Raw genomic sequence first — 25,046 nt, 5'->3', positions numbered from 1 at the left:
TATTCATATCATGGGAGGGGATATAGTTAAGCTACTACTAAAACAATATAATATCGAAAACACTATGTCAATAGTGAAAACTTTTTTCAAGGAGTTAATATGAAAGAAATAATTAAACAGTATATTGAAGCCTCTCCAGAAAAAATGATCTCTTATGCTGAGTATATGGAGCTTGCACTTTATCATCCTGAGGCAGGCTATTACATAAAGGAACGCAAGAAAATAGGCAAAGAAGGCGACTTTTATACATCCAGCAATGTAGCTGATGTGTTTGGCAAATTGATAGGAAAGTGGTATGCGAAAAATGCCAAAGCCCTTTGCTTACCGCCATCTGTTTGTGAAATAGGTGCTGGCAATGGGCGATTTGCCAGGGCATTCATTCAAGGCTGGAATGAGGTGAATGAGGAAACGCTTTGCTATTGGATTGTGGAAGCGAGTCCTTATCATCGAAAGCTTCAAACAGCAGAGTTGAATGGCTTGGATGTGGACATCCTTTATGGAGATGCATTTGAAAACACTGGCATGAAGCAAGGTCTGGTTTTTTCTAATGAATTATTTGATGCTTTCCCGGTCCATGTCATCGAAAAGTGTGAGAGTGTAGTCAACGAAGTTTTTGTAAGATATGAAAATGGACAACTTGAAGAGGTCATGATTCCGGTAGTGAATGAAAAAATTAAAGCTTTCATAAAAGACCAGGGAATAGAATTGGCTGAAGGGCAAAGGATTGAGATACCGCTTTCGTATGAACCTTTCATTAAATCGATTTCAGAGAATATGGCAAAGGGAATCATGTTGAGTGTAGATTACGGTTATACGAAAGAAGAATGGAAGCACCCAGCGCGCAGGCGCGGAAGCTTGAGAGGATATTACCAGCACCAGATGCATCATGATGTTTTGCAATATCCAGGTGAAATGGACCTTACAAGCCATGTGCATTTTGATGCACTAAAATTCATTGGTGAAAAATACGGCCTGAGTTTTCTGCAAAAAATGAGGCAGGATGAATTCTTGATGGCTGCTGGGATATTAGAAGAGCTTGCGGAGCACAATGATCCTAATCCTTTTTCTGAAGCAAGCAAGCGCAATCGTGCAATTCGGAGCCTGATCTTGCCAGGAGGGATCAGCCAGTCATTTCATGTTATCGTACAGGCTAAGGGAATGGGCGGCCTAGATGGGAAGCTATTTTAATATATCCGAAAGTAAATAAAAAAAGCGATGGAAATCCATCGCTTTTTTTATTTGAACTAAACAATTGATCAATGTCCAGTTCCACCTAATGGCATCATAAATGTTGACCAGTAAGTAAATCCAGCAAAGAAAATTGTTAAGTATGCGCCGAAGACGTATATGTACATACGCTCAGACAGTTTCAAGTAGCTTAATAACAAGAAAAATCCAGTTTGACCAAAGAAAATCAAGGACGTCGTATACATGTCACCCAAGAAAAACATGACAGCAAAGATTCCCGTCCAGAATCCTAAAACTCTGTACATACGATCCAAAGATATCCCTCCTTTACCCTACAAGTCCATCACTATCATATTATAAAGTAAAGTGGAGTGAAAAGTAAACAAGGATTGATTATTGTGCAATAACTGCTTGATATGAACAAGAGTCACAGCCTGTGAACATATTCTCTTTTTCGATCAATTCAATCTCGCCAAAGAGGGATTCGAACATTCCGCGCAAAAATTCATAGTGCATATTGCAGACTGTTTCTGTATGATCCATTGCCACTTCCTTGAATGGACAGTTAAAGATCTGAAAGTAAATTTTAGTCTTTTCACTGTTAGGTTCGAATTCAGGATAAAAACCAGCAAGAGTAGCCGCATTTTTTATTGAATTCAACTTATGTTCAAACGTCATTTCAGCCGACAATTGCGGATGGCGTGCTAGTTCCTGATCCATCAGCTCTTCACCAAAACGTTTACCTGTCATGTACAATGCCTTTTTTCCGGCTTCTCCAAGCGACATCATGGTGGTCATTGCGATTTTGGACAATAGCTGATAATCACGGAAAGGGAAGTGAAGCTGGATCACTTCATCTGATAGACGGTAAAGTCTGCTTGGGCGGCCGCCCTTGCCAGTCTTTTTCGTTTCGGATATCAGCATGTTGACATCTTCCAGTTTTGATAAATGCAATCTTGCTACATTTGGATGAATATCGAAATTATCAGCGATTTCCTGGACAGTTACATCCTTATGCCTTTTTGTGATGTATTGATAAATATAATAACGCGTTGGATCAGACAAAACACTTGTGATTTTTAATGTTTGCTCCACCTTAGTTCACCTCAGACCACTAATTTGCCTTCATTATAATACAGAGGAAAATAAGGTTTACACTGTTTACACTATATGTTTAGAAAATGTTCACAACTAAATGGCGAAATGATGACAAAATACTATACAAATGTTATACAAAAGTTATACAATGTGTATATAAGATAATTTTGTTCGCCAGGAGGGTTAACTTAATGGAAGAGCTGACGTTTTATTCATACCCAAGCTGTACTTCATGCCGTAAAACAAAAAAGTGGCTGGTCTCTAACAGCGTGAAATTCAAAGAACGTCATATGTTCAAAGATACTCCATCGAAAAAAGAATTAATGGAAATTTTATCACTGACGACTGAAGGCTTGGATGAACTGCTTGCCACAAGAGGAGAAACTTATAAAAATCTAAATATGGACATGGAAGACCTGCCACTTTCAGAGGTAATCAAACTTGTCATTGAGGAGCCGAAGCTGCTTAGACGCCCAATCTTGACAGATGGGAAAAAGCTTATAGTCGGTTTTAACCCTGATGCATTAAAAAAAATTGCTAAATAAAAAAACGGAAGCGCTTTGCTTCCGTTTTTTTAGGGACTGGGCTAGCTGGATTCGAACCAACGCATGACGGAGTCAAAGTCCGTTGCCTTACCGCTTGGCTATAGCCCAAAAAAATGACTCGTTGACGTTACGGTAGTTATTATGAATAGAACTGTCACTATTTATACATATTTTTGATCAATTTTTTGCAGGAAGGGAAGGGGGTGTGGCGAATTCCTTTCTATAACCCAAAAAGGTGGTGCATGATTATTGTCAAATCAATTGAACAGCTAGCGGACAATGTCCTGAAAGATGCTTTAAGAAGTGGCGCGTCGGATGTACATATTATCCCTCGCGAGAAAGACACACTGATTAAGTTCAGACTAGGCAATCAGCTACTCCCCCGGTACACACTTGAACAGGCTGATTGTGAGCGCCTCATTTCCCACTTCAAATTCACAGCTTCAATGGATATTGGTGAAAAAAGACGTCCTCAAAGCGGTGCTTTCACGTATCAATTCCAAGAAATGAAGATCGGCTTAAGGATTTCCACGCTTCCAGCCTACCAGAGCGAAAGCATGGTCATACGACTCCTTCCCGAACAAAATCAATCTCCTTCTTTCCAAATTTCTTTATTTCCATCCACATCGAAAAAACTGATTTCCCTTTTAAAACACGCACATGGTTTAATCATTTTTACTGGCCCCACCGGCAGTGGAAAGACGACTACCTTGTATTCCATGCTTTCCGAAACTTCGGATATAGTCAATCGCAATGTCATTACACTTGAAGATCCGATTGAAAAACCGAGTGATACAGTTCTCCAGGTCCAGGTCAATGAACGGGCTGGCATTTCATATTCTGCAGGCTTGAAGGCCATACTCAGGCACGACCCGGATATTATCATGGTTGGGGAAATTCGGGATAAAGAGACCGCGGAAACGGCTATTAGGGCCTCGCTTACAGGGCATCTCGTACTGACGACGATGCATACAAGGGATGCGAGAGGAGCGATTTACAGGCTTATTGAATTCGGAATCAATTGGCTTGAAATTGAACAGACATTGATTGCAGTGACGGCACAGAGGCTCGTTGAATTGACTTGTCCTTACTGTGAAGGAACTTGTTCGCCATTTTGCTATTCATCGGGCAGCGGAAAAAGAGGAAATGTCTTCGAAATCCTAACGGGGAAGGATTTATCTGCTGTACTGAAGGAAGCAAAGGGGGAGAGCCAAAGCTATCATTACAAGACGCTCAAAGATGCGATCCGGAAAGGAATCGCTCTGGGGTTCATCAAGGAGTCCGAATACCAGAGGTGGGTTCTCAATGATGGAGAGTAAATGGCCTGTCGCTGAACAGGCCAGGTTTCTCAAACGGACGGGCGAATTGCTGTCGCGCGGTTATTCACTGGCTGAAGCGATTGAATCAATGACTTTTTATTTGGAAAAGAAGAGAAAAGCTGAGGTTCGGAAAAGCCTAGAAAAGCTGCGCGAAGGATTTCCTCTTTATTTGATTCTGGCAGAATTGAATTTTAAAAGGGATCTTGTCAGCTATGTTTATTTTGCTGAACAGCATGGGGGACTGGCCCGCACCCTGACTGAAGGCAGTGATATGGTCATTAAGCGAGACGCAGATTACCAGAGATTAAAAAGGCTTGCAGCTTATCCATTACTGCTTTTGATGCTTACATTCAGCCTATTCTTTTTCGTCAACAGAATCTTGCTTCCGAAATTCAACTCACTCTTTTTAGACATGAACCTTGCTCCGAACATCTTTATGAAAACAATAGGGGCAACCGCCTCTTTTCTCCCAAACTTGCTCTATATTCTTCTCAGCCTCCTCACATTGCTTGTTTTATACTACTTCTCGAGCTTTAAAAACATCCATCCAATGAAACAAAAATTGATGCTTGTCAGGCTGCCGATTGCCGGAAAATTTGTCAGGCTTCTTTACTCACACTATTTCTCTGTCCAGTTAAGCTATTTGTTTTCTGGCGGACTTTCCGTGCTTGCGGCATTGAAGGTGTTTGAGCAAAACGTGCATGAACCATTTGCAAGGGAAATAGGGAAGGATATGATTTCAAAACTGGCTGCTGGCCAGGATTTTGACAAAGCAGTTGGAGAGTATCAGTTTTTTGAGGCAGAGCTGCAAAGGATTATTAAACATGGGCAGGAGAACGGGAAGCTTGACCAGGAACTTTATTTCTATAGCAGGCATTGCCTGAAAGAACTTGAAGAAAAATCGGAAAAAGCGATGAAGACCGTGCAGCCGATTTTGTATAGCTTTATTGGCTTGCTCGTCGTTTCATTGTACCTCGCCATACTGCTGCCAATGTTCCAGATGATGAAAGGTATTTAAGCATTTTTTGATGCGGAAAAATAAAGGAGAATGCATGATGAAAAACCAAAAAGGATTCACTTTGATAGAAATGATGATTGTTTTGCTCGTGATTTCTGTTCTGCTTATTATTACAGTTCCGAATATCGCTACACATAGTTCAAAAATCAATTCAAAGGGCTGCGAGGGCTATATTAAAATGGTTGAGGCACAGGTACAGGCGTACAAAATTGACAAAAATGTAATTCCTACCTTTGATCAGCTTCAAACGGACAAATACCTGAAAAACACCGGCTCCAAATGTCCAGACGGTAAAACTGAACTTGTAATAACCACTGAAGGTGCTGTTCTCACAGAAACAGAGTTCAATGCAACCAACCAATAAAGCATCTGGCGGGTTTACTATGGTCGAAATGCTGATCGTGCTTTCAGCCTTCTTGATGCTCTCCCTTATATCTGCGTTCCTGTTTTCACCCCAGAAGGACTTGCTCGAAAAGGAGATGTTCTTTTCTCAATTAAAGGCCGATCTTCTCTACGGCCAGCAATACGCAATTTCCCATCAAGAGACCATTACCGTTCATATCATGCCGGAAAATAATTACTACTATATCCGCGGAATGGATTATACTGCGCCATACTTGGCCAAAAGACATTACTCATCTGACATTATAGTGGAAAAAGGAACGATGAAATTGATGTTCCAATATAAGCCGGATGGGAATATCGATAGCTTTGGGTCTATTTACATCATTGCAGGTTCGAGAAAATATAAGATGATGTTTCAGATTGGAAAGGGCAGATTTTATGTTTTGGAAGAATGATGGTTTTTTTCTGAGTGAGATGCTGTTGTCACTTGCCGCTTTTTTCATGGGTACTGCGATTTTGCTGCCGATTGCCATACTAGTTGTCAATCAGACAATAGAGTCCGAAAAAAGTGTTACAGCCAGCCATCTAATATATGACGAACTGATGTATTTGAAAATTGAAGGAACATATTCGGGTAGAGAGTATATCATTCAGAATGGCGACCGCTATGATATCAAGGTCACTAAAAATAAGGGAGATACCTCGTGGGAGGTTTGCGTACTATATGTTGATCATGCTAATCAGCAGCAAAAAAAATGTGCACCTTCAGAGTGAACGAGGCTTTACGATGGCTGAGATGCTTTTATCTGTCCTTCTATTTTTGTTGATTGCCTCGATGCTGCCTTTAGGGATGAAAATAATCCTTGATCATCGAGTTACAGAGAGGATGGAGAGGAAAATGGAGTGGGAGATCTTCGGCAGCCAGGTGAAAAGAGAAATCCGATCAGCGCAGCAAATGACTGTCCAGCCAGATAAGCTTCTGCTAAAGGTTGATGAGCAAATTATTCTTTATGAAAAATATGCTAACAGTATGCGCAGGAGGGTGAACTACCAGGGACATGAAATCTTGATCCAAAACATTTCAAGCTTCAGTTTTGGCAAAATAGCTGATGGAGTAGAGATAAAAGCAAAGGATTTGGAAGGAACGGATTATTCGGTAAGGGTTCATCGACTTTATCCAGCTGGGGGTGTGGAACCATAAATCAAAAAGGTTTTGTTTATCCACTAACGATGATTTTTTTGCTGTTGATGTCATTTTCTTTATTGATATTGACGGAGAATTATGTCGCTGGCAAAAAGTTCGCGAAAGAAACAGAAGCGATCCGGCTGCAAGAATATTATATGCTATGCTCGGTCAAACAGACGGAGAACATGAGGAGCGAAGGCTCTTTACCTGCTTCAGGTACATTGGAGTATAAGTTAGGAGATGTTAGCTTTCAAAAGCAGGATGTTTCAAGCAGCGTGGAAGAGGTTATTTTTAATCTTAAACTCGAAGGCGGGGAGAAAGCTCTGGGTATCGCGCAATATGACAAGAATACTGGGGCAATGATAAGATGGAGAGAAAAGAAATGATAGGTGATAAAGAGATATGGAAGCAATCTATCTGATTGGGTTCATGGGATCGGGGAAAACTACTGTATCACAGGAATTGGCCAAAAAATTGCAAGTGGATGTTTACGACACAGATTTGGAAATTGTCAAAAAGGCCGGAATGACAATCAATGAAATCTTCTCTAATAAAGGCGAAGAGGAATTTCGTGGCATGGAGTCAGAGGTTTTATATTCAATGCCGAACGCAGATGCCATTGTCGCCACTGGGGGCGGAATTATTGGGTCGGAAAAGAACAGGGAATTTTTAAAAGGAAAAAAGAATGTTGTTCTCCTGCATGCAGATTTCAGCGCTATTATGGGCAGGCTCAAGGGTGACGACACCAGGCCTTTATTAAGCAATAATAATATGGAAGCTGCGGAAAGACTGTACAGTAGCAGGCTTCCTTTATATCAAGAAACGGCAAATATTGAGATTGATACTTCCGAGAAAACTGTTTCTATGATTGTCGATGAAATTATCCAGCGTATGAAAAACTAACTCCTGGTTATACTTGATAACGTACGGAGGATGGTGTAACTATGAAAACCAATGATTATGTGAAATATCTTACCCAGACTGTTGTAAAATATATTGACCAACCGAAAGAAGAACGCCAGAAGATGAAGCAGGCAAAAAAAGAAGCAGAAGCTACCTTTATGTTCAGGTGGTTTGGCATCCTGCCATTCATGCTGATGTCGAGCATCAAAAAGAAAAAGAACTAACTGGAAAACCCGGCTTAAACTATAGCCGGGTTTGTTTTTTTAGGGACTTGTCATCACAAAGCACGATCTGTTAAATAAAATAATCCCCCATTGACAATTTCGATATTGATCTTGGGTTCATATTGTTCCTGTAATGCAGCTTTTTCCGTTTTATAGCTGTCAGACGCTTCTTCTTCATTTTCATAGAAGTGATGGAGCAATTCCAGATCCTTCTGCCAGCGTTTTCTTGCCTCTTCCGCCCACGTATGATCCTCTTGCTCGACCCTGGCATTCAAAAATGACTGGATTCTGTTTACGCCGCTTTTTGGCTTGATTAGTGGAGAGAGTGTATAGGCGTAGTCCGGTATTTTTGAACTAAGCGGCAGCTTCAGTAATTTGTCATGGAATTCTTCTACCATCCTGCCATTGATCAGCTGCAGTCCGATAGAATGGAAAACATCACGCTTTCTATCACACTGATAGGATATTTTCATATTCAGACCAATCCAGGGGATAAGTGGTGTCTGGACTGGAAATTGGTTATTTTGGTATAACCGGATATAACCGGCAAGGTTTTTGGTCGATGCAAAAATTTGATGAAGACGCGGTGATCCAAAGTGGATTACCTCACCTTTCATATCGTCCGGCGCCTGCTGTTTATTGGTTATGAAGGTCAGCTTCATTGGGTTGGGGACGCCGCCAGTCTTCTCAAGATAATGCCAATAAAATGGTCGGTTCATCAACTCCTTGTCAAGATCCACCGTCAGCTGAACTGTCATATAACCCTTGTTATTTTCAACCAAGTCACAGTTATTCGCGGTAAAATATCTTTCGAGAAAATTATGGATTTCCTGTTGCTGCACGCTGATTTCCCTCCTTCATTTCCTCTGCGAACTGAATCATCGAAGTCAGATTTTCCATCTTGATCCTAATCTCACCATCAGAAGCCGACTTTCCAAAAATATCGGTTAGATGATCTTCAATATTGCCAAACTCCAATTTAGTCAGGATATCATCCAGTTCTCCGATGACTTTCTCAAACAAGTTGATCTTTTCGTATAGAAGTTTCAGTACATGTTCTTCGACTGTATCTTTTGTTGCGAAATTATATATTTTTACATCCTTCTCCTGTCCAAGGCGGTGAATCCTTCCGATCCTCTGCTCAAGTCTCATCGGATTCCACGGAAGATCGAAGTTGATGATATGGCTGCAGAATTGCAGGTTGATTCCTTCACCGCCAGCTTCCGTTGCGATCAGGACTTGGACATTCTTCTGGAAGAGCTCCCTCATCCAATCCTTCTTGCCGCGTTTGAATCCTCCTCGGAAGGGCACTGATGTGATGCCATTTTGCTTAAGGAACCATTGAAGGTACAGTTGTGTGGCCCTGTACTCGGTAAAAATAATGACCTTGTCATCAATCTCCTGGATTAATTCCAGCGCTTTTTCAGCCTTGGAATTCTTTGTTACGGCCTCTACACGTTTGATCAGCTGTGCGATGGTGTTTTGGAAGCCGACCGATGGATTCTCCTGTCTTTGAAGCATGTTCCTGAGTGTGTAGAATACAGCTTCCCTGCTGCTGCATGCTTCCCGCTGAAGCGTCATTAATGAGAATTGGCTTGAGTTTAGTCCGCTTTCAGCACCTCTTAATGATTGAATCGAATCGTAAAGTGCCCGTTCTTGTTCCGAGAACTGTATAGGAATGGTTTCGACATGCCGCTTGGTCCATTCGATTCCGGTATCAGCCCGCCTGTTGCGAATCATCACTTTATTGACCAGTTCCCTGAGGTGTTCGTCATCATTTACTGACCTGGCGTCCTTTTTATATTTATCAAAAAATGCCGTTTCACTGCCTAAATGTCCAGGTTTTAATAGAGAAACGAGATTGAAAATTTCTTCAATACGGTTTTGAATTGGTGTGGCAGTCAGAAGCAGGCAAAACCTTTTCTTGAGATTTTGGACAAATTCATAGTTTTTTGTTTTATTATTTTTAAGCTTATGAGCTTCATCAATAATGATAAGGTCATAATTTAAATTATTGATGATATCTCGGTGCGGCGCACGTTTAGCTGTGTCGATTGAAGATACGACAACATCACACTGCTCCCATACGTAACTTTTCTTTTGGGCTATTGCAGGAATATGGAACTTAGTATTCAGCTCCATGGCCCATTGCGAAACAAGGGAAGCAGGAACAAGAATCAATACTTTTTTGACTAGCCCTCTGATCATGTATTCTTTCAAAATCAATCCAGCTTCGATCGTTTTTCCAAGACCGACCTCATCGGCAAGTATGGCTTTTCCGTTCATGTTTTCAACGACCTGCTTCGCTACCTCCAGCTGATGCGGAAGGGGAGTGAGTTCCGGTAGATGAGACGGTGCCTGAAGTCCCTCGAATTCAGGGATGATGGTATGTTTTTCTATCTCCACGGCTAGTTTGTATAGCTCCCAATTTCCCCATGGCCCGTCATTCTCAATTCTCGCAGCCATTTCGTCCTGCCAGGAAGAATCAAAGTTAATTTCCAGAGTCATTTTATCCACCTCTTTTTAAGTATAAATATATTGCCGAAATTAGCTCTCTAATGGTAGGATGAAGTTAGCTTTTGAATGTTTTGAAATTTGTCATTTTATAGTCTTAAATAGTCAGTTTGCAGACATGTGTAATAACGTCTAGCATGCCCAATTGTGAAAATAATATAAATGCGGATGACAACAAGGGGAGAGACTACTTTAGTAGCGCCGAAGGAGCAAGCAGACTTTGTGAATCTCTCAGGCAAAAGAACTCTTGTTTGACGCATCTCTGGAGAGCGCTTTTTTAGTGGGAGCCACCAAAGGGGAAAGCCTTTACAGGTAAACTTTCAGGTGAAAGGACAGAGACCTTCTCAGAATCAGAGGGGGTGCTCTGTCCTTTTTTATGGCTCCAATGGCAATTGCCTCAACTAAAAACGTTCACAAACTGATTTTTTAGCTATAGGACGAAGGGGGATACATAATGACTGAATTAAAACGGACACCGCTATTTAATGTGTATAAGGAATACGGTGGAAAGACGGTTGATTTTGGAGGCTGGGAACTTCCTGTCCAGTTTTCGAGCATCAAGGAAGAGCACGAAGCAGTTAGGACAAAAGCTGGTCTATTCGATGTTTCTCATATGGGAGAAATCGAGGTAAAAGGCCCCGATAGTCTGGACTATTTACAAAAGATGATGACGAATGATGTTTCAAAACTCAAAAACGGCGGAGCCCAATACACAGCGATGTGTTATGAGACAGGTGGCACTGTTGATGATTTATTGGTTTATAAACTTGAAGATGAGCATTATCTGCTTGTAGTCAATGCATCCAATATAGAAAAAGATTTCGATTGGATGAATGACCACCTTGAAGGGAATGTGCAAATCGAGAATTTGTCTGAAGGCATGGCGCAGCTTGCGTTACAAGGCCCGCTTGGTGAAGGAGTCCTGCAAAAGCTTGCAAAAAATCATGACCTAAGCACAATCGGTTTCTTCAAGTTCAGCGAGGAAGTAGATCTGAACGGCAAGAAAGCGCTTGTTTCACGAACTGGATATACAGGGGAAGATGGATTTGAAATCTATTGCGATGCCGGGGATGCTGTAAGCCTCTGGAAGGAAATCCTTGAAGCAGGAAAAGAAGAGGGAGTCATCCCATGCGGCCTTGGTGCCAGGGATACATTACGATTTGAAGCCAATCTGGCATTATACGGCCAAGAGCTTTCATCAGAAATCAGCCCGCTTGAAGCTGGGATTGGTTTCGCAGTTAAGCTGAATAAAGATGCTGATTTTATTGGAAAAGAAGCGCTTAAGCAACAAAAAGAAAATGGACTTCCTAGAAAGCTTGTCGGCATTGAAATGATCGACCGCGGGATTCCTCGCCATGGGTATCCAGTTTACAAAGGGGATACTCAGATTGGCGAAGTCACTACAGGCACGCAATCCCCGACGCTCAAGAAGAACATTGGGCTTGCACTGATTGATACAAAAGAAACTGAGTTAGGCAATGAAGTGGAAGTTGAAATCCGCGGCAAGCGTTTAAAAGCTGCTGTTTCAGCTACACCTTTTTATAAAAGAGATAAAAAGTAAAAGCCGGAGAGGGGAAAAAGTTATGAAGCATCGCTATTTACCGCTGACTGAAAGTGATAAAAACGCAATGTTGGAAAGCATCGGCGTTTCATCGATTGACGAATTGTTCAGCGATATTCCTGAAAAAGTCCGTTTTGCCGGAGAATACAACATCAAGCCAGCCAAGTCAGAAACAGCACTGATGAAAGAGCTGGCACAGATGGCTGCGAAAAATGCCGATTTGAAAATGAATTCTTCATTTATTGGCGCAGGTGTCTACGACCATTACATTCCGGTGATTGTTGACCATGTCCTTTCACGTTCTGAGTTTTACACTGCGTATACGCCATACCAGCCGGAAATCTCTCAGGGTGAGCTTCAGGCGATCTTTGAATTCCAGACGATGATCTGTGAATTGACTGGAATGGAAGTTGCGAACTCCTCTATGTATGACGGCGGCACAGCATTGGCTGAAGCTGCAATGCTTAGCGCGGGCCATACGAAAAGAAAGAAAGTATTGATTTCTAGTGCTGTCCATCCTGAATACAAGGACGTAGTCAGGAGTTATGCTAAGGGCCAGTACATCGATGTTGTCGAAGTACCGCATAATGATGGCGTCACTGACCTTGAAGCACTGAAGGATATGGCAAGTGAAGAAGTAGCAGCTGTCATCGTCCAGTATCCAAACTTCTTTGGCGGCATCGAATCAATGAAGGAAATCGAAGCAATCGTTCATGAAAATAAATCATTATTCGTCGTATCCAGCAATCCTCTTGCATTAGGTGCATTGACGCCTCCTGGTAAGTTCGGTGCTGATATCGTTGCCGGAGATGCACAGCCATTCGGAATTCCGACAGCATTCGGCGGTCCTCACTGCGGATACTTCGCTGTTTCTGGAAAGCTCATGAGAAAGGTTCCGGGCAGACTAGTCGGACAGACGAAGGATGATCAGGGACGCCGTGGATTCGTATTGACACTTCAGGCGAGGGAACAGCATATCCGCCGTGATAAAGCGACCTCAAATATTTGTTCGAACCAGGCCTTGAATGCGCTAGCTGCCTCAGTGGCGATGACTGCTCTAGGTAAAAAAGGTGTTCGTGAAATGGCTGTTGCCAACATCCAAAAGGCACATTATGCGAAAAAAGCATTTAAAGAAAATGGCTTTGAAATAGCGTTCGAAGGACCAATCTTCAACGAGTTCGTTGTCAAGCTGAATAAACCAGTAAAAGAAGTGAACCAAAAGCTGCTTGAAAAGGGCATTATCGGCGGTTATGACCTTGGACGTGATGATTCCAATCTCGACAACCATATGCTTGTTGCGGTAACAGAGTTAAGAACAAAAGAAGAAATCGATACGTTTGTAAAGGAAATGGGGGATATCAATGCATAAGGAAGATCAGCCACTCATTTTTGAATTAAGCACACCAGGCCGTGTCGGCTACAGCCTTCCGGAAATGGATGTTCCGGAAACAGATTTATCAGAGCTTTTGCCAGAAGGTTTCCTGCGTGAAGAAGAGCCAGAACTTCCTGAAGCTTCCGAGCTTGATATCATGCGCCATTACACTGCATTATCCAAGCGTAACCACGGTGTTGACTCCGGATTCTATCCGCTTGGTTCTTGTACAATGAAATACAATCCTAAGATGAATGAAAATGTGGCACGCTTCAACGGTTTTGCGCATTTGCATCCATTGCAGGATGAAAGCTCTGTCCAGGGTGCTCTTGAATTAATGTACGACCTGCAGGAACATCTGATTGAAATCACTGGAATGGACGAGGTGACTCTTCAACCGGCTGCAGGTGCTCACGGTGAATGGACGGGCTTGATGATGATCCGCGCCTATCATGAAGCGAACGGAGATCAGAACCGTACAAAAGTAATCGTTCCTGACTCTGCGCACGGAACGAATCCAGCTTCAGCAACAGTAGCTGGTTTTGAAACAATTACGGTAAAATCAGATGAAAACGGTCTGGTTGATTTAGAAGACCTTAAGAAGGTTGTCGGTGAAGATACAGCTGCATTGATGCTGACAAACCCGAACACACTTGGTCTATTTGAAGAAAATATCCTTGAGATGGCAGAGATTGTCCACGGCGCAGGCGGAAAGCTTTATTATGATGGAGCGAACCTGAATGCTGTTATGTCAAAGGCGCGCCCTGGCGACATGGGCTTCGATGTTGTTCACTTGAACCTACACAAAACATTCACAGGCCCTCACGGCGGCGGCGGACCAGGTTCAGGCCCAGTCGGTGTAAAAGCAGATTTGATTCCATTCCTTCCTAAGCCAATCGTGACGAAGCAGGATGGTGTTTATAAATTCGATTACGATCGTCCGCAGTCGATTGGAAGGGTTAAGCCTTTCTACGGAAACTTCGGCATCAATGTCCGTGCATACACGTATATCCGCACAATGGGTCCAGATGGCTTGAAAGCCGTTACGGAGTATGCCGTACTGAACGCGAACTATATGATGAGAAGACTTGCAGAGTACTATGATCTGCCATTCAACCGACACTGCAAGCACGAATTCGTCCTCAGCGGCAAGCGCCAGAAGAAACTTGGCGTCCGCACATTGGATATTGCAAAACGCTTGCTAGATTTCGGCTATCATCCGCCAACCATCTACTTCCCATTGAATGTAGAAGAAGCGATCATGATCGAGCCAACAGAAACAGAATCCAAGGAAACTCTTGATGCCTTCATCGACGCAATGATCCAGATTGCAAAAGAAGCAGAAGAGAATCCGGAAATCGTCCAGGAAGCCCCACACTCTACAGTAATAGGCCGTCTGGATGAAACAACAGCTGCAAGGAAGCCGGTATTGCGTTACCAAAAAGCTGAATAGAATGATAAGAGTCCTGCCAGATTTGTTTATGGCAGGACTTTGTTTTTGTATTTGAAAACAATGTATGACCTTGACATTTTCTAAGAGTGGAAGCAGTGTGTTTGTCTGAATCTGGTGTGGCTTCAACAAGATGAAGATGAGAAGCCGAATAATTGTCCGAATCTGGTGTGGCTTCAGACAAGATTAGGAGGAGAAGCTTGGGTTTTGTCTGAACCTAGTGTGACTTCAGACAAAATGAAGAGGAGAAGTCGAGATATTGTCCGAACCTGTTGTGACTTCAGACAAAGTGAAGAGGAGAAGCCGAGATATTGTCCGAACTTGGTGTGGCTTCAGACAAAGTGAAGAGGAGAAGCTGAGAATTTGTCCGAACCTGGTATGGCTTCAGACAAAGTTAAGATGGGTATTTGAGAAATTGTCCGAACCTGGTATGACTTCGGACAAAATGAAGAGGAGAAGCTGAGAATTTGTCTGAACCTGGTATGACTTCGGACAAAATGAAGAGGAGAAGCTGAGAATTTGTCCGAACCTGGTATGACTTCGGTCAAAATGAAGAGGAGAAGCTGAGAATTTGTCCGAACTTGGTGTGACTTCGGACAAAAGGAAGAGAAGAAGTCGTGATTTTGTCCGAACCTTGTATGACTTCAGACAAAATGAAGAGGAGAAGCTGAGAATTTGTTCGAACTTGGTGTGGCTTCAGACAAAATGAAGAGGAGAAGCTGAGAAATTGTCCGAACCTGGTTTGGCTTCAGACAAAATGAAGAGAAGAAGTCGTGATTTTGTCCGAACCTGGAGTGTCATTGGACAAAAGGAAGAGGGGAATCCGTTATTTTGTCCAAACCTGGAGGAATTCTGCTTGATCCGGCAAGCGTTCATTTTGATTATCTCCTGAAGTAAAAAAGCTAACCCCCTCAGCATTCCTGCTGAGGGGGTAATTTTATGGGAAGATTTCTTATTTAGCTTTGACTTTGCCGCCCCATTTTTTGAAGCCGCCTTGTAGATGATTCAGATCCTTGTAGCCTTTTCTGTAAAGCAGCTGTGCAGCACGTCCGCTGCGGGAACCGCTCTGGCAGTAAAGGTAAACTGGCTTGTCCGGCCTAATTTCCTTCAGGCGAGCTTTAAGTTGGGTAAGCGGGATATTTCTTGCGCCTAGAATGTGTCCACCTGCGAATTCATTCGGTTCACGGACATCAATCAATTGCGCCTTACGATAACCGGCTTTGAATTCTTCCTCTGTCAGGGTATTGAGAATTTTTTTCTGGCGGAAATACATAAACACAGAGTATAGAATTACCGCAACTGTCAGGACGATTAAAAAGATAAGTGTATCCAAAACATATTTCTCCTTTCAAGCTTAGCTGAGCCACTTATAATTATATAAGCCTTCATGGCAGAGAGCAAAGGAAATTCGTAAATTTCTTTAAATCATCTTGCTTTGCTTTTGAAATTTATTTTGTTAGACTAAAAAAATCTTAGCTTAAAACTATTTTAAATGGGGTTACTTAGTATGAATAAAGAGGTATGGGGATTTATTGATTCAGGTGACTGTTCACCTTCTTTTAACATGGCGCTTGATGAGGCCTTGCTTGAATGGCATGGTGCCGGAAAAATTCCTCCGGTGGTCCGTTTTTATGGATGGAACCCGGCGACACTTTCAGTTGGCTATTTCCAAAAGATTGAAAGAGAAATTGACATGGATGCTGTGAAACAGCACGGTCTTGGATTTGTAAGGAGGCCTACTGGCGGCCGCGGCGTGCTTCATGAACATGAACTTACATATAGCGTGATCGTTACTGAAGAGCACCCAGAAATGCCAAAGACAGTAACAGAAGCATATAGGGTGATTTCAGAAGGGATTTTACAGGGGTTCCAGAAGTTAGGTCTGGAAGCTTATTTTGCTGTACCAAAAACCTCTGCTGATAAAGAAGCGTTGAAAAACCCACGGTCTGCAGTTTGTTTTGATGCTCCAAGCTGGTATGAGCTTGTAGTTGAGGGCCGGAAAGTGGCAGGCAGTGCCCAGACCCGGCAAAAAGGGGTTATCCTCCAGCATGGTTCCATTTTGCTTGATTTGGATGAGGATAAGCTATTCAGTCTGTTCAAGTATCCGAATGACAGGGTCAAGGAAAGGATGCAGCGAGCCTTCAAGACTAAAGCCGTAGCAATCAATGAAATCAGCAGCCGCAAGATTAACCTTGAAGAAGCGAAAGAAGCATTCAAAGAGGGTTTTGAGGACGGCTTGGGGATTACTTTGGAGCCGTATACTTTAAGTGACGAAGAACTGGATTATGTAAATGCACTGGCAAAAAATAAGTACGAATCCGATGAGTGGAATTTTAAGCGATAAAAATATTTTAAAAGCGGATTTCCCGCTTTTTTTGTTTTTATCCAGTATTTTCTAGGATCTGAAGATTTATAAAAAGTGCAACCCTCGAAATTTGTTGTTTTTTATCATTTACTGAAGAAATTCTACTTTTCTCTCTGAATACCTCTCTTTTTTAATAGTTTTCATGTTTGACAAAATCTATAACGTTTGACCTAAACACCATATATAGTGTTGTCGAAAATAAAATATATACTATATATTGATTTTTGATGTTTCGATATGATAACGTAAGGGTAATTCAAAAATGCAGCTAGAATTACATACTTCTAGTAAGACATTAGAGAAAAGATATAACCGTAGAAGGAGTTGTAGAAATGTCTGTAACTATTGGACAAAAAATGAGCCTGGATGTAGAAAGCCTGAACAAGGATATCAAGCTGTTCCCGCAGGTTCACCCGATTACCTCTGACATGAAACTTACCCACAAAGGCGTCTCCCGATTAGTCATGCTGGACCGCTATACTTTTAAAGACACTGAAAAAATTACACTATCAAATGGTGATTTTATCGTTCTCACCATCAAAGAGGACCCAAAGTTTCCTGCCCGTGGACTTGGATTCATACTAGATATTGATTGGGAGAACAAAACTGCTAAAGTGCTTGTAGATGAAGAATTCCGCGGTGTGCTCGATGACCCTGAAGAAGCTTCGACCGGGGTGATCAAACGTTCACTGGACGTGATTGAAAAGCCGCTCGAAGTATTTTACGAGCAAATTGCGAAACGGAATGCGACAGGGCTTGCAGCAGTTGAAAAAACAGAGGAAAAGCGCCAGGAATGGTTTGAGAAGTTCTATCAGGAGCTTGTATCGATGAACTTCATCCCGGCAGGCCGTGTTCTTTACGGAGCAGGCGCGGAAACAGATGTTACCTACTTCAACTGTTATGTCATGCCATTCGTAAAAGATTCACGCGAAGGTATCTCCGAGCACCGAAAACAGGTCATGGAAATAATGAGCCGTGGCGGCGGAGTTGGAACAAACGGTTCGACATTAAGACCGCGCAACACACTTGCCAAAGGTGTTAACGGAAAATCATCCGGATCGGTTTCATGGCTCGATGACATTGCCAAGCTTACGCATTTAGTTGAGCAGGGCGGGTCAAGAAGGGGCGCGCAGATGATCATGCTTTCTGACTGGCATCCTGACATTGTAGAATTCATCATTTCAAAAATGCAAAACCCAAGGATCCTACGCTTTTTGATTGAAAACACAAACGATGAATCAATCAAGAGAATGGCGAAAGAGAAATTAAAATTCACACCGCTGACTTTGCAGGAAGAAGCAATGTATCAGGGAATCGTGAACTATAAGAGCATTCCTGGATACGGTGGATTCAGCGCAGATATCATTAAAGCGGCTGAAGAAAAGCTTGCAACAGGCGGAACATATACCGTCCATAACTCAGAATTCCTTACTGGTGCAAATATTTCGGTCACTCTGACAAAGGATTTCATGGACGCAGTCGAAAACGATGCTGATTATGAACTTCGCTTCCCTGATGTGGAGAGCTATGATACTGAGACAATGAAGGTTTATAACGAAGAATGGCATAAGATCGGCGACGTTCGCGAGTGGGAAAAGCTGGGTTATAAAGTTCGTACTTATAGAAAAATTAAAGCGAAAGAATTATGGAACCTGATCAATATCTGTGCGACTTACTCAGCAGAACCAGGCATCTTCTTCATCGACAATGCCAACGACATGACTAACGCACAGGCTTATGGACAGAAGGTTGTAGCGACAAACCCATGTGGGGAACAGCCTCTCGCACCAAATTCCGTCTGTAACCTCGCTGCTGTAAACCTTGCAGAAATGGCGGACAAGGATACAAAGACAGTTAATTTTGAAAAATTGAAGCGTACTGTAGAAGTTGGAGTGCGCATGCAGGACAATGTCATCGATGCGACTCCATACTTCCTTGAAGATAACAAGAGGCAAGCATTGGGTGAACGCCGTGTCGGTCTTGGAGTGATGGGACTACACGATCTTCTGATATACTGTGAAACAGAATACGGTTCAGAAGAAGGAAACCAGCTTGTTGACAAGGTATTTGAAACAATTGCGACGTCTGCTTACCGCGCATCTGTTGAACTTGGTAAGGAAAAAGGGAGCTTCCCATTCCTTCAAGGCGGTACAGAAGAAGAAACAAACAGACTTCGCCAGGCATTCACGAACACTGGTTTCATGAAGAAAATGCCTGAAGATATTCGCGAGTCGATCCTTGAAAACGGGATTCGCAACTCACACTTGCTGACTGTTGCTCCAACGGGTAAATTGCTTGCCCCCTATATTCGTAAGAATGTAGCGTAAACTTGGCTATATGCGGGAAACTCTGGCGTATCTCTTGCTACCAGGACTTAGCCAGTCCATGTAACCGGTAAAAATGCAGGAGTGTTGGTAGAATACCTACCAGACAATCCGCAGGGAAGTCGTGGCTGACCCCTCAACGACTACATGCCGAGCAACCAAACGAACACCTGTTCTTGTTGTGTGATATAATAAGAAGGGGTGCTCAAGATGATAAAGCAGTGTTTAAATTGTGGGAATGACATTATTGTTAAGCCTAGTCATTTTGACCGAAAAAAGTATTGTTCTCGTTCATGTAAAACCCAATACCAACTAAAAAATCCACCTGCATTTTGGAAAGAATTCTCACGTAAAACAAGGGTTTATTGCAATAACTGTGGGAAGGAATTGCTCAGAAAACCAAGTGATATACACAAGAGTACTTTTTGTGATCGTGAGTGTAAAACATCTTTCCAAATCAAAAATGGACATAAGATTAACCAGCATTTAAAAAAACAGGTGAGTCTTATCTGTCCGATTTGCGAAAAAACATTTAATGTACCAAAGAATCGGGAAAATTCAGCTAAATATTGTTCCAAAAGCTGTTTAGGTAAAGCCAATGGAATTAGAGGTAAGAAGGATTATCGACGAAGGGTTAAAACAAATTGTGCTAATTGTGGACAAGAAATCGAGAAAAAACCTTCGGAAATTACTACCTTTAATTTTTGTTCGGTAATATGTATGGGACGATTTTATGCTGAAAGTAAGATGTTTGCAGGTGAAAATAGTGGAACCTGGTTGGGTGGAGAGAAAAATTATTATGGTCCGAACTGGTTAAGTCAACGAAGAAAAGCTAGAAAACGAGATCATTATACTTGTCAAGATTGTGGCATTACAGAAGAACAATACGGTCATGAACTATCTGTTCATCATATAAGGCTTTTCCGCGATTTTAATGGGGACTGGAAACAAGCGAACCAATTATCTAATTTGGTTACACTCTGTGAATATCCATGTCACCGAAAAAGACACTCTAAAAATCATGTGGTTGATGATATAGTCTGACCCATATGGCGACATATGGAGCGGGTACTGATAATCCCGCCCTCTATTATAGAATAGAGAGTAACAAAAGTGAGCACTGGTACAATGGTTGGCGTTTCAACAGGATTGGAGCCATACTTCAGCTTCTCTTACTTCCGAAGCGGTCGTCTTGGCAAGTTCATCGAAGTGAAGGCTGATATCGTTCAGGAATATCTTGACCGTAATCCGGAAGCTGATCCTGAGAACCTGCCGAACTGGTTCGTTTCAGCGATGGAATTGGCGCCTGAGGCACATGCTGATGTTCAATGTGTCATCCAGCGCTGGATTGACAGCTCAATCAGTAAGACGGTCAACGCGCCAAAGGGCTACAGTGTAGAGCAGGTTGAAAAGGTATATGAGCGCCTGTATAAAGGGGGCGCGAAGGGCGGTACCGTTTATGTTGACGGCTCCCGCGATTCGCAAGTACTGACGCTAAAAGCGGAAGAAAACACGATGGAAGAGGAAATCGACAAGAAAGAAAGACAAAAGCAGCATGTTGTCCTTGTCGACACGATCAATGAATTGCGTTCTACCAACGTAACGATCGGCTCTGAAGTCGGAAATACATGCCCTGTTTGCCGCAAAGGTGAAGTAAAAGAAATCGGCGGCTGCAATACTTGCACAAACTGTAACGCACAGCTTAAGTGTGGCTTATAAAAGCGTAAGGAGGATGGAAATATTTTTTCCATCCTCTTTTTTCATTTCTGTCCATACTAACAATACTGACTTTTGGAATGAAATGAGGAAATAAGTTATGAAAGCTTTTGAACCACAGCTTGTTTATATTGAACCGAGGGCTTTAGACTACCCGCTAGGACGAGAACTGAAGGAAAAGTTCGAGAAAATGGGCCTGGAAATCAGGGAGACGACTTCCCATAACCAGGTCCGCGGCATTCCTGGTGACAATGAACTCCAGCAATACCGGAATGCGAAATCGACACTTGTTGTAGGCGTCAGGAAGACTCTGAAATTCGATACCTCAAAGCCGTCTGCCGAATATGCCATCCCGCTTGCTACAGGGTGCATGGGACATTGCCATTATTGCTACCTGCAGACAACACTTGGAAGCAAGCCTTATATCCGTACCTACGTGAATCTCGATGAAATTTTCGACCAGGCACAAAAATATATGGATGAAAGAAAGCCGGAAATCACCAGATTTGAAGCCGCCTGTACATCGGATATCGTCGGGATTGACCATTTGACCCACGCTTTAAAGAAAACAATCGAATTTTTCGGGGAGTCGGATTACGGACAATTAAGGTTTGTAACAAAGTATCATCATGTCGATCACCTGCTCGATGCAAAGCATAATGGTAAAACAAGATTCCGTTTCAGCGTCAATGCCCGTTACGTGATCAAAAACTTCGAACCTGGAACATCATCCTTCGATGAAAGACTGAAGGCTGCAAGAAAGGTGGCCCAAGCCGGATATCCGCTTGGCTTCATTGTTGCCCCAATTTATATCCATGAAGGCTGGAGGGAGGGCTATCATGAATTATTTAAGAGGCTGAGCCATTCCCTTGAAGGAATCGACCTTACTGGCTTAAGCTTCGAGCTTATCCAGCACCGTTTTACCAAACCCGCTAAAAATGTGATTCAAAAAAGATATCCCAAGTCCAAGCTAGAAATGGATGAAGAGAAGCGGAAATATAAATGGGGACGTTATGGCATCGGTAAGTACGTCTACCAGAAGGATGAAGCAAAGGATCTTGAAGAAACGATCCGGGGATATATCCATTCGTTCTTTCCGGAAGCTGAGATTCAATATTTCACATAATCACAAATTTTTTTAACTTGTACGCCGTACTATTTTACAAATGAAGCGCTTAAAGATGTAAAGATGGGATTACATCGACGGGAGTGGCTCATATGTATATTGACGGCGTTTTTTCCGGCGGAGGAATCAAAGGATTGGCATTGGTTGGTGCCTGTGCCGCAATTGAAGAGCGAGGGTTCCGTTTTAAAAGGGTCGCAGGGACAAGTGCGGGTTCCTTGATTGCTGGCCTGCTTGCAGCTGGATATACGAGTACTGAGATGGCAGGCATCTTGGATGATCTTGACTTGAAAAAATTTCTCGACTCAAGGAAAACGTTCTTCCCATCGGCCTTGACAAAATGGCTTTTTGTATACTGGCGTCTGGGACTATATAAAGGCGATGAGTTGGAGTGCTGGATAGATGAAAAGCTTGCAGCCAGGGGTCTGCGCACTTTTGGTGACCTTGCCCCGGATGCATTAAGGATTATCGCGTCAGACCTCACAAACGGAAGGCTGCTGATTCTTCCAGATGATCTTCCGAAGTATGGTGTTGATCCACGGACTTTCCCGGTGGCAAGAGCAATCAGGATGAGCTGCAGTCTCCCATTCTTTTTCGAGCCAGTGAAACTGCGTGACCGGGTCGGAACCAATATAGTAGTGGATGGGGGAGTTTTAAGCAATTTCCCGATGTGGTTATTTGATAAGGATAATGTGAAAAAAGTCCGGCCAGTATTGGGAGTCAAGCTCAGCCAGAATTTAATCCAGCAGCCAACAAACAACATTAAGAATGCCCTGCAGATGTTTGAAGCTTTGTTTGAAACGATGAAGGATGCCCATGATTCCCGATACATCTCGAGGAAACATGAAAAAAATATCATTTTCGTTCCGACGGAAGGGAACTTGACTACTGAATTCCAGCTTTCAGATGAAAAGAAACAGGAATTGATCGATTTGGGAAAGACGAGTGCGGAGAAGTTTTTTAAATCCTGGTGTTATTAACCATGCTTCCGAATCGGATAGGCAAATCGAGCGTAACCGTTTTTTTTCTTCAGGTATAAAAGTAACAAAGCTTACGCAAAGAGCCTTATAAAACACAAAAATCGAGCTTAAAACGAAGCCCGATTTTTTTTTCTGCTCTTTTTACCGTCTATGACCGTTAAATGCGACGCATCCTTCTTTTTGTTGCGAGCGGATGCGAGCGACCTTATTTTTGAACGTTTAGAAGAGACGTTAGCGTCTTTAGTCTGGAACCGCTTTTTAGACCGCTTTGCTGCTTTTTGGAACGCACGTTGCTGCTGACGTCCCGAGCTTGAACTTGTCAAGCGGGTGACGAGGAAATAAATTAACGCACCAACCAGGGCGATTGTTGCAAGCATGGTAAGGATACTTAGGGGATCGGTCAATAATGTAAAGGCGAAACCAAAGATTGCAAGAACGATCAGTCCTGAAACAATATACGTAGAAGCACGATTCTTCAATGAAAGCCACCTCCCTACTAGCATCATGAGCAATTTTTCCAGCTTTTAAACTTGCCAACGATTACTTTATACAAATTCTCCGATTTTATACGCTTCTCCTGCTACTTTTTCCTATTTAAATGCGCTTTAAACGATGATTTACATTTTCTTCATTATTCGCGTCCATATGATCTGTTAGTTTTATTTTACTAAAAATGAACAAAAACCTCTATATCAAGGTCGCTTCCTGAACAATTTTTCCTGTTGTGCAATTCATTGGGGAGTCCGGGACATACTAAGGTTGGAGGTGCAACCAATGGCAGAAAATAATGAAAACCTTGAACAAAATCAAAGGGAAAAACCAATGTCTTTCATCGCGATGAGCATAGTTACCGGTTTATTTGGAGGGATTTTTTGGAGTTCACTTGCCTATTTAGCTTATATCTTCAACTTTACAGAAATTCGTCCCAATGTCATTCTTGAGCCTTGGGCATTAGGGGCCTGGAAGGAACAGTGGCTGGGTACAGTCATATCCATTGTTGTGATTGGACTTTTTTCAATTGGTGCGGCCATGGTGTATTATGCCTTGATGAGGAAGCTTAAATCAATTTGGGCTGGTGCAGCATTTGGGTTGGCCTTGTTTTTCCTTGTATTCTACGTGCTGAATCCTCTCTTTCCCGGGATCAAACCGTTTTGGGACCTATCAAAAGATACATTGGTCACATCGATTTGCTTTTATGTCCTATATGGTGTGTTTGTTGGTTACTCCATATCATATGAGGAAAATGAAAATCGTAACCTGGAGAAAAATCAGCACGAAGTTAACTCTTAAGGCTCTCGCGGTAGTGTTAAGGAAATCAATTATGATAGAATGTTCTTATTGAACATTCTTTTTTTACGGGAGCTGCCATGAAAAAAATACTTTTGCTAAACGGCCCAAATTTGAACCGCTTGGGAAAAAGGGAGCCGGGGATATACGGTGTCAAGACACTGAAGGATTTAGAAGATAAGATCATCCGTCTTGGAGAGGAAAGAAAGGTTGAGGTTACTTGCTTTCAGTCGAACCATGAAGGAGAACTGATTGACAAACTCCATGAAGCAGAAGACACTGGTATGGACGGCATTATTTTTAACCCAGGAGCTTTCACGCATTATAGCTATGCCATCAGGGATGCAATTGCAGGAATTGATTGTCCCGTTATCGAAGTACATATTTCCAATGTTTATCAAAGAGAGGAATTCAGGCACAAGTCAGTGATTGCTCCAGTATCTGTTGGTCAAATTGCCGGTCTGGGCGTTCTTGGCTATGAATTGGCGCTTGAAGCATTTGTAAGGGAAACAGAAGGGGAGGAATAGG

General features: G+C 42.5%; 26 protein-coding genes, 1 tRNA gene, 2 pseudogenes and 1 riboswitch. Of the genes and pseudogenes, 22 read left to right on the top strand and 7 right to left on the bottom strand.

What is annotated here, in order from left to right; translation table 11 throughout:
• Positions 1-99: 99 nt before the first annotated feature.
• Positions 100-1,188 (top strand): class I SAM-dependent methyltransferase, encoded by a 1,089-nt coding sequence (locus LGO15_RS16775; RefSeq protein WP_226085338.1) that lies wholly within the window; start codon positions 100-102, stop codon positions 1,186-1,188.
• A gap of 68 nt (positions 1,189-1,256) precedes the next feature.
• Here the strand turns inward: LGO15_RS16775 and LGO15_RS16770 are convergent, their stop codons facing one another.
• Entirely contained in the window at positions 1,257-1,502 is a 246-nt protein-coding gene (locus LGO15_RS16770) for a DUF2626 domain-containing protein (RefSeq protein ID WP_023627332.1), read from the bottom strand.
• Positions 1,503-1,581: 79 nt separating this feature from the next.
• Positions 1,582-2,283: a helix-turn-helix transcriptional regulator gene (locus LGO15_RS16765; RefSeq protein WP_167831544.1), complete on the bottom strand. Its 702-nt coding sequence runs from the start codon at positions 2,281-2,283 to the stop codon at positions 1,582-1,584.
• A 194-nt stretch (positions 2,284-2,477) separates the two neighbouring features.
• Between LGO15_RS16765 and LGO15_RS16760 the strand changes: the two genes are divergently transcribed.
• Entirely contained in the window at positions 2,478-2,831 is a 354-nt protein-coding gene (locus LGO15_RS16760; protein WP_226085337.1) for a Spx/MgsR family RNA polymerase-binding regulatory protein, read from the top strand.
• A gap of 36 nt (positions 2,832-2,867) precedes the next feature.
• On the opposite strand, the gene LGO15_RS16755 is transcribed toward LGO15_RS16760, so the two are convergent.
• Positions 2,868-2,939 (bottom strand) — tRNA-Gln (locus LGO15_RS16755).
• Between the two features lie 134 nt (positions 2,940-3,073).
• On the opposite strand from LGO15_RS16755, the gene comGA reads away from it, so the two are divergent.
• The 9 genes from comGA to LGO15_RS16710 are packed head-to-tail and all read left to right on the top strand — an operon-like array spanning position 3,074 to position 7,826.
• Positions 3,074-4,150 (top strand): competence type IV pilus ATPase ComGA, encoded by a 1,077-nt coding sequence (comGA, locus tag LGO15_RS16750; RefSeq protein WP_226085336.1) that lies wholly within the window; start codon positions 3,074-3,076, stop codon positions 4,148-4,150.
• Positions 4,137-5,168 (top strand): competence type IV pilus assembly protein ComGB, encoded by a 1,032-nt coding sequence (comGB, locus tag LGO15_RS16745; protein WP_226085335.1) that lies wholly within the window; start codon positions 4,137-4,139, stop codon positions 5,166-5,168. The genes comGA and comGB overlap by 14 nt, the downstream gene beginning before the upstream one ends.
• Positions 5,169-5,205: 37 nt before the next feature.
• On the top strand, positions 5,206-5,532 hold the full coding sequence (gene comGC, locus LGO15_RS16740; RefSeq protein ID WP_226087920.1) for a competence type IV pilus major pilin ComGC: 327 nt from the start codon (positions 5,206-5,208) through the stop codon (positions 5,530-5,532).
• Positions 5,516-5,968 carry a competence type IV pilus minor pilin ComGD gene (gene comGD / locus LGO15_RS16735; protein ID WP_226085334.1) on the top strand — a complete coding sequence of 151 codons (453 nt, stop codon included), beginning with the start codon at positions 5,516-5,518 and terminating at the stop codon, positions 5,966-5,968. The genes comGC and comGD overlap by 17 nt, the downstream gene beginning before the upstream one ends.
• Positions 5,952-6,287 carry a hypothetical protein gene (locus tag LGO15_RS16730; RefSeq protein WP_226085333.1) on the top strand — a complete coding sequence of 112 codons (336 nt, stop codon included), beginning with the start codon at positions 5,952-5,954 and terminating at the stop codon, positions 6,285-6,287. The genes comGD and LGO15_RS16730 overlap by 17 nt, the downstream gene beginning before the upstream one ends.
• Positions 6,169-6,714, top strand: a complete 546-nt coding sequence (gene comGF, locus LGO15_RS16725) for a competence type IV pilus minor pilin ComGF (protein ID WP_318999791.1) — start codon at positions 6,169-6,171, stop codon at positions 6,712-6,714. Before LGO15_RS16730 ends, comGF begins: the two co-directional genes overlap by 119 nt.
• A gap of 47 nt (positions 6,715-6,761) precedes the next feature.
• Positions 6,762-7,085 carry a competence type IV pilus minor pilin ComGG gene (comGG, locus tag LGO15_RS16720; RefSeq protein ID WP_226087919.1) on the top strand — a complete coding sequence of 108 codons (324 nt, stop codon included), beginning with the start codon at positions 6,762-6,764 and terminating at the stop codon, positions 7,083-7,085.
• Between the two features lie 16 nt (positions 7,086-7,101).
• Positions 7,102-7,602: a shikimate kinase gene (locus LGO15_RS16715; protein ID WP_226085331.1), complete on the top strand. Its 501-nt coding sequence runs from the start codon at positions 7,102-7,104 to the stop codon at positions 7,600-7,602.
• Between the two features lie 41 nt (positions 7,603-7,643).
• A complete protein-coding gene (locus LGO15_RS16710; protein WP_167831536.1) occupies positions 7,644-7,826 on the top strand; it encodes a YqzE family protein in 183 nt (60 codons plus the stop codon).
• Positions 7,827-7,879: 53 nt separating this feature from the next.
• On the opposite strand, the gene LGO15_RS16705 is transcribed toward LGO15_RS16710, so the two are convergent.
• A complete protein-coding gene (locus LGO15_RS16705) occupies positions 7,880-8,668 on the bottom strand; it encodes a YqhG family protein (protein WP_226085330.1) in 789 nt (262 codons plus the stop codon).
• Positions 8,646-10,334 (bottom strand): DEAD/DEAH box helicase, encoded by a 1,689-nt coding sequence (locus LGO15_RS16700; RefSeq protein WP_226085329.1) that lies wholly within the window; start codon positions 10,332-10,334, stop codon positions 8,646-8,648. Before LGO15_RS16700 ends, LGO15_RS16705 begins: the two co-directional genes overlap by 23 nt.
• Positions 10,335-10,508: 174 nt before the next feature.
• A riboswitch (glycine riboswitch) is annotated at positions 10,509-10,597 on the top strand.
• Positions 10,598-10,794: 197 nt separating this feature from the next.
• Between LGO15_RS16700 and gcvT the strand changes: the two genes are divergently transcribed.
• From gcvT to gcvPB, 3 genes are read left to right on the top strand one after another with little or no spacing between them, the layout of a single operon-like run.
• Positions 10,795-11,901 (top strand): glycine cleavage system aminomethyltransferase GcvT, encoded by a 1,107-nt coding sequence (gcvT, locus tag LGO15_RS16695; RefSeq protein WP_226085328.1) that lies wholly within the window; start codon positions 10,795-10,797, stop codon positions 11,899-11,901.
• Positions 11,902-11,923: 22 nt separating this feature from the next.
• Positions 11,924-13,270, top strand: coding sequence for an aminomethyl-transferring glycine dehydrogenase subunit GcvPA (gcvPA, locus tag LGO15_RS16690; RefSeq protein ID WP_226085327.1), 1,347 nt, complete (start codon positions 11,924-11,926; stop codon positions 13,268-13,270).
• Complete coding sequence (gcvPB, locus tag LGO15_RS16685; protein ID WP_167831531.1) at positions 13,263-14,726, top strand: aminomethyl-transferring glycine dehydrogenase subunit GcvPB; 1,464 nt, start codon at positions 13,263-13,265, stop codon at positions 14,724-14,726. The genes gcvPA and gcvPB overlap by 8 nt, the downstream gene beginning before the upstream one ends.
• 949 nt (positions 14,727-15,675) lie before the next feature.
• Here the strand turns inward: gcvPB and LGO15_RS16680 are convergent.
• Complete coding sequence (locus tag LGO15_RS16680; protein WP_167831691.1) at positions 15,676-15,996, bottom strand: rhodanese-like domain-containing protein; 321 nt, start codon at positions 15,994-15,996, stop codon at positions 15,676-15,678.
• A gap of 234 nt (positions 15,997-16,230) precedes the next feature.
• Between LGO15_RS16680 and LGO15_RS16675 the strand changes: the two genes are divergently transcribed.
• The 6 genes and pseudogenes from LGO15_RS16675 (at position 16,231) to LGO15_RS16650 (ending at position 23,231) form a co-directional block, all read left to right on the top strand.
• Positions 16,231-17,067, top strand: a complete 837-nt coding sequence (locus LGO15_RS16675) for a lipoate--protein ligase family protein (protein WP_226085326.1) — start codon at positions 16,231-16,233, stop codon at positions 17,065-17,067.
• Positions 17,068-17,420: 353 nt separating this feature from the next.
• Positions 17,421-19,376: pseudogene (locus LGO15_RS16670) on the top strand (vitamin B12-dependent ribonucleotide reductase); the annotation flags it as partial.
• Positions 19,377-19,622: 246 nt separating this feature from the next.
• Positions 19,623-20,456: an HNH endonuclease gene (locus LGO15_RS16665; protein WP_167831527.1), complete on the top strand. Its 834-nt coding sequence runs from the start codon at positions 19,623-19,625 to the stop codon at positions 20,454-20,456.
• A gap of 72 nt (positions 20,457-20,528) precedes the next feature.
• A pseudogene (locus LGO15_RS16660) lies at positions 20,529-21,131 on the top strand (ribonucleotide-diphosphate reductase subunit alpha); the annotation flags it as partial.
• A gap of 97 nt (positions 21,132-21,228) precedes the next feature.
• Complete coding sequence (splB, locus tag LGO15_RS16655) at positions 21,229-22,254, top strand: spore photoproduct lyase (RefSeq protein ID WP_226085325.1); 1,026 nt, start codon at positions 21,229-21,231, stop codon at positions 22,252-22,254.
• A gap of 92 nt (positions 22,255-22,346) precedes the next feature.
• A complete protein-coding gene (locus LGO15_RS16650) occupies positions 22,347-23,231 on the top strand; it encodes a patatin-like phospholipase family protein (RefSeq protein ID WP_167831525.1) in 885 nt (294 codons plus the stop codon).
• A 107-nt stretch (positions 23,232-23,338) separates the two neighbouring features.
• Here the strand turns inward: LGO15_RS16650 and LGO15_RS16645 are convergent, their stop codons facing one another.
• Positions 23,339-23,710: an SA1362 family protein gene (locus tag LGO15_RS16645; protein WP_167831524.1), complete on the bottom strand. Its 372-nt coding sequence runs from the start codon at positions 23,708-23,710 to the stop codon at positions 23,339-23,341.
• 295 nt (positions 23,711-24,005) lie between these two features.
• Between LGO15_RS16645 and LGO15_RS16640 the strand changes: the two genes are divergently transcribed.
• Complete coding sequence (locus LGO15_RS16640) at positions 24,006-24,521, top strand: YqhR family membrane protein (RefSeq protein ID WP_167831523.1); 516 nt, start codon at positions 24,006-24,008, stop codon at positions 24,519-24,521.
• 77 nt (positions 24,522-24,598) lie between these two features.
• Positions 24,599-25,045 (top strand): type II 3-dehydroquinate dehydratase, encoded by a 447-nt coding sequence (gene aroQ / locus LGO15_RS16635; RefSeq protein ID WP_167831522.1) that lies wholly within the window; start codon positions 24,599-24,601, stop codon positions 25,043-25,045.
• The last annotated feature ends 1 nt before the right edge of the window (position 25,046 follow it).

The organism is Mesobacillus sp. S13 (assembly GCF_020422885.1).
Lineage (GTDB): Bacteria > Bacillota > Bacilli > Bacillales > Cytobacillaceae > Mesobacillus > Mesobacillus selenatarsenatis_A.
Note: the sequence above shows the minus strand (reverse complement) of the source record. Positions and strands in the feature narration are given on the sequence as shown.